This window comes from Actinotignum saccati, assembly GCF_051265055.1.
GTDB lineage: Bacteria > Actinomycetota > Actinomycetes > Actinomycetales > Actinomycetaceae > Actinotignum.
The window spans coordinates 1-1,911 of the sequence record NZ_JBOZCC010000018.1 but is presented as its reverse complement, the minus strand read 5'-3'; the positions used below and the strand labels follow the sequence as shown (position 1 = coordinate 1,911).

1 rRNA gene is annotated in these 1,911 nt (G+C 53.9%); it reads right to left on the bottom strand.

What is annotated here, in order from left to right:
- Positions 1-187: 187 nt before the first annotated feature.
- Positions 188-1,736, bottom strand: a 16S ribosomal RNA gene (locus tag ACRQEC_RS09485).
- Positions 1,737-1,911: the final 175 nt, after the last annotated feature.

Below are 1,911 nucleotides of genomic sequence, written 5' to 3'. Positions count from 1 at the left end.
GGTGGTATATCGGACAGTGTCCGAATGCCTAACAGCCCACCCAACCAACACCACAAAGAACACAAACAAGCACGAAAACCCGCCCGCGTCCCAAGCGACTTTTTACGTGTCCCAAACAAGAAACAAACACTAAAGAAACAAACCCGAGTGGTCTATTCCCATCACGTTTCCTGAAACAAATCCTTAGAAAGGAGGTGATCCAGCCGCACCTTCCGGTACGGCTACCTTGTTACGACTTCGTCCCAATCGCCAGCCCCACCTTCGACCGCTCCCCCCACATAAAATGGTTAGGCCACGAGCTACGGGTGTTACCAACTTTCGTGACGTGACGGGCGGTGTGTACAAGGCCCGGGAACGTATTCACCGCGGCAATGCTGATCCGCGATTACTAGCGACTCCGACTTCACGAGGTCGAGTTGCAGACCCCGATCCGAACTGAGACCAGCTTTAAGGGATTCGCTCCACCTTACGATATCGCAACCCTCTGTACCGGCCATTGTAGCATGCGTGAAGCCCAAGACATAAGGGGCATGATGATTTGACGTCATCCCCACCTTCCTCCGAGTTAACCCCGGCAGTCTCTCGTGAGTCCCCACCACAACATGCTGGCAACACGAGACAAGGGTTGCGCTCGTTGCGGGACTTAACCCAACATCTCACGACACGAGCTGACGACAACCATGCACCACCTGTACACCACCAACCAAATGCAACCACATCTCTGCAGCCCCGCGGTGTATGTCAAGCCTTGGTAAGGTTCTTCGCGTTGCATCGAATTAATCCGCATGCTCCGCCGCTTGTGCGGGCCCCCGTCAATTCCTTTGAGTTTTAGCCTTGCGGCCGTACTCCCCAGGCGGGGAACTTAATGCGTTAGCTACGGCGCAGAAAACCTGGAAAGGCCCCCCACACCTAGTTCCCAACGTTTACAGCATGGACTACCAGGGTATCTAATCCTGTTCGCTACCCATGCTTTCGCTCCTCAGCGTCAGTAATGGCCCAGTGACCTGCCTTCGCCATCGGTGTTCCTCCAGATATCTGCGCATTCCACCGCTACACCTGGAATTCCAGTCACCCCTACCACACTCAAGCCTGCCCGTACCCACTGCACGCGCGAAGTTAAGCCCCGCGTTTTCACAGCAGGCGCAACAAGCCGCCTACAAGCCCTTTACGCCCAATAATTCCGGACAACGCTCGCGCCCTACGTATTACCGCGGCTGCTGGCACGTAGTTAGCCGGCGCTTCTTCTCCACCTACCCTCAACCCACCCTATAGTGAGCCTTGTTCGATAGCGAAAGAGGTTTACAACCCGAAAGCCTTCATCCCCCACGCGGCGTCGCTGCATCAGGCTTTCGCCCATTGTGCAATATCCCCCACTGCTGCCTCCCGTAGGAGTCTGGGCCGTATCTCAGTCCCAATGTGGCCGGTCACCCTCTCAGGCCGGCTACCCGTCACCGCCTTGGTAGGCCATCACCCCACCAACAAGCTGATAGGCCGCGAGCCCATCCCCCTTCACAAAAGCTTTCCCAAACAATCCATGCGAATCATCCAGAATATTCGGTATTAGACCCCGTTTCCAAGGCTTATCCCAAAAAGGAGGGCAGGTTACCCACGTATTACTCACCCGTTCGCCACTAATCCACCCAACAACCAAAGATTGCTAGGTTTCATCGTTCGACTTGCATGTGTTAAGCACGCCGCCAGCGTTCGTCCTGAGCCAGGATCAAACTCTCCACAAAAAAACTGTAAGAGAGCAAGACAATATCTAGCTCAAACAAAAAACATATATAACAAGAACAAAACACACCACCAACACAACACAACCAAACACCACATAAAAACACAGCATCCAGTCACTATCTATTGGAGTGCTACCTGTCCTTGCACACACCCACACAACCACACCAACCAAAC